A 2,935-nucleotide genomic window follows, 5' to 3' on the forward strand; every position below is an offset into this window, starting at 1 on the left:
TTTGGATGTAATTTATAAATAATTCTTGCAGGAATTCCTTTTTTTCTAACTAAATTTTTTAATTCTATTGCTAATTTAACCAATGCTTCTCCTACTGGCCCTTGAGAAAGAATTAAAATAGTTGGGAAATACTTTATTGTTTTCATTGTAGTAACACATTCCTCAAGATGGGGATTTCCTATCGCCACCATTTTCCCCGGATAACAGGTTGTCTGGTTCCAATATTCTCCAAATGTAAGCACTTCATCAGGAATAAAATTATCTTTTTGGGGAATATTATACTGTATATTCATTATAATATGTAAAATAGCCCGTTAGACTTCTATTAATACAATCTATAACCTCTGCGTCAGTTAAATCTGTACCCAACTTCTTATTTAGAATAGCCACCTGCCTTTTTACTATGTTTTTTCTTCTTCATAAAAAAATGTCTTTTTTTCAAATTTATCAAACGCTTAATTTCCATATAATCAGAATAGGCAAGACATCTTCTCCCTATATCTTTTCTAAATCTTACTAGAGGGTGCCTAAACAAAGAATTCACTAAAACGTAAAGCCCACTCTTGCTTTTCTTTAAATAACATTTCCAAATTATGATCCGGATGTGCTTGTCCTATATGTTCTCCCCTTTTTATTTTTAATGTCCAAAACTCCTTTCTGCATCCGCAAACATCTCTATTATATTCATTTTCATTCTGCTTTAAAACTTCTTGTAACACATCTCATACTTTTTAAAAGCCTCTAATTTAATTAATAATATTGCTGTTTGAATAGTATCTAATCTTGAATTTACACCAATTCTTATATTATCATATTTCCTTTTCAATGTACACTTAATGAACGTAATCCTTGTGCGCCATCTTCTAATATCTTCATTCCATATGGATTAGCTATATTTCTTAATTCTATATGATCAGCTGGTTGACCAAACAAATCCATTGCTACAATCACTTTTTCAACAGTTTTAATCGTATTATATCACATAAAATACTGCGAAAACTGAAAATACAATGATTAATGTATTGGAAAACCTTCCGATTTTGCAATGAGTTTTTCATTTAAGGAATTTAAAAAATCTGCCATCAGTGTAGCGTAAAAAGAAGATAAAATATGAAAGAAGAGGCAATCGAGCTTAATCATTTAGCAGAATGCCGGTGAAGAGATAAAAGAATGATATAAACTTGTAACTGCAGATAATGACCATAACGGCGTAGGAGAAGCCATTCAATACGCACAATATGTCGGAATAATACGATGGAAAATAATTGCACTGACAAAAGCCGCAGCGTTATAATTTTAAAGAAGAAGCAGTGGCAAAGGAGGAGCAATTATGGACAAGCAACGGTATATGATTTCAGATGCTGCAGCACTTGTAAATGTAGAATCCCATGTACTTAGATACTGGGAAGAAGAGTTAGAGCTTACGGTACCCCGCAACGAAATGGGACACCGTTATTATACAAAAGAAAACATTGAACAATTCATGAAGATAAAAGAATGGAAAGAGCAGGGTTATCAGTTAAAGGCAATCAAGCTTTTAATACATAATGGCGGCAGGGAAGATGCACCGGAGCTATTAGCGGCAGCAGCATCGGAGCCGGCAAAGCAGACTCTTTCCACGGAGGTAGAGGACAACACAAGGCGGATGGAGCAGTTCCAGCATATGATGGCACAGATTGTAAAAGGCGCGATTGCAGAAAATAATCAGGCACTTGGCAAAGAAGTCAGTGAGAGGGTAAGAGATTATGTACTGAAAGAAATGAATTATCTAATGCGTGAGCAGGATGAGGCAGAAGAGGAACGCTATAAGAAACTGGACGAGCTGATTCGTCAGAGCCTGAAGGCAAAGGGAAAGAAAGAGAAGAAGCTGTTTCATAAGAAACAGGAATGGAAACCGAATGAAGCATAGCCTTCACAAATGAGGGCATAACTACGAGATTCTCGCTTTGCGAGTTTCCCGCGTAAAAAAAGAAGCTGTGTGGCAAAACCAACAGCTTCTTTTGAATTAAGTACGAAAATTATTCCTGGCTGATAGCTCCTGTAGGGCAAGCACCTGCACAAGTTCCACACTCGATGCAAGTATCAGCAGCGATTTCGTATTTTCCATCTCCTGCAGAGATAGCTCCAACTGGGCATTCACCTTCGCAAGTACCGCAGCTTACACATGAATCAGAAATTACATATGCCATTTTATCGTCCTCCTTTAAAAATAATAAACAATGTATAGGCTAGAATTCTAGCTTGCAATTATTTTAATACAAAAAATTATGATTTACAATACCTCTTCCTCATGTACTAAAGAAAAAGCAATCGTGTATATAATTACGGACAAAAGGGAAAACTAATTGCATATTTTGCCGGGAGGGATTATAATAACACCATTGAAAACAAGAAGGAGGAAAAAATATGGCACAGATTAATAAGGATACCATGATTGGTGAATTACTTCAGATCGATGAGAATATTGCACCGATTCTTTTAAACATAGGAATGCATTGTTTAGGATGCCCATCTTCACAGATGGAGACAATTGAACAGGCAGCAATGGTTCATGGAATTGAGCCACAGTCTTTAGTTGATGAAATCAATGATTTCCTTGCAAAAGACGGCAAGTAAGAAATAGAGACAAATAAAAGACCAGAACAGTCCGATAATCGAATGCCGTAAGGCTTGAAGATATCGTGCGTTCTGGTCTTTTTTTGTAGTCGTGCATCCGTAAGAAGCTGTCAGTGACAGGTTCTGCAGATTATAATGATACAGAAATAGTGTGATAGAAAAAGTGAGTTTTATTATAAAATATACAGGTAAGATTGTATAAAATATACAAATATTTATAATTCGTTTTGATAATAATTGATATTGACAAATATTTATAATTCGTTTTGATAATAATTGATATTGACAGAAAAAATGAAAAATACTAAGCTTTTAATAG

Annotated in this window: 6 protein-coding genes; 2 read left to right on the forward strand and 4 right to left on the reverse strand. The window is 35.0% G+C overall.

Annotated features, from left to right (window positions below; genetic code table 11):
• The 3 genes from DW059_RS15140 to DW059_RS17730 form a co-directional block, all read right to left on the reverse strand.
• On the reverse strand, positions 1-293 hold a 293-nt coding region (locus tag DW059_RS15140; RefSeq protein ID WP_199534403.1), incomplete at its 3' end, for a hypothetical protein.
• Between the two features lie 234 nt (positions 294-527).
• Positions 528-719, reverse strand: coding sequence for a hypothetical protein (locus DW059_RS15145; protein WP_117699344.1), 192 nt, complete (start codon positions 717-719; stop codon positions 528-530).
• A gap of 103 nt (positions 720-822) precedes the next feature.
• Positions 823-939 carry a hypothetical protein gene (locus DW059_RS17730; RefSeq protein WP_334294170.1) on the reverse strand — a complete coding sequence of 39 codons (117 nt, stop codon included), beginning with the start codon at positions 937-939 and terminating at the stop codon, positions 823-825.
• A 391-nt stretch (positions 940-1,330) separates the two neighbouring features.
• Here DW059_RS17730 and DW059_RS15155 point away from each other — a divergent pair, with 391 nt between their 5' ends.
• On the forward strand, positions 1,331-1,909 hold the full coding sequence (locus DW059_RS15155; RefSeq protein WP_117699345.1) for a MerR family transcriptional regulator: 579 nt from the start codon (positions 1,331-1,333) through the stop codon (positions 1,907-1,909).
• Positions 1,910-2,018: 109 nt separating this feature from the next.
• Here DW059_RS15155 and DW059_RS15160 read toward each other — a convergent pair whose 3' ends face one another.
• Positions 2,019-2,189, reverse strand: a complete 171-nt coding sequence (locus DW059_RS15160) for a DUF362 domain-containing protein (protein ID WP_022242564.1) — start codon at positions 2,187-2,189, stop codon at positions 2,019-2,021.
• 217 nt (positions 2,190-2,406) lie between these two features.
• Between DW059_RS15160 and DW059_RS15165 the strand changes: the two genes are divergently transcribed.
• Complete coding sequence (locus DW059_RS15165) at positions 2,407-2,616, forward strand: DUF1858 domain-containing protein (RefSeq protein ID WP_117699346.1); 210 nt, start codon at positions 2,407-2,409, stop codon at positions 2,614-2,616.
• The last annotated feature ends 319 nt before the right edge of the window (positions 2,617-2,935 follow it).

The organism is Roseburia sp. AF42-8 (genome assembly GCF_003435965.1).
Classification (GTDB): domain Bacteria; phylum Bacillota; class Clostridia; order Lachnospirales; family Lachnospiraceae; genus Roseburia_C; species Roseburia_C amylophila.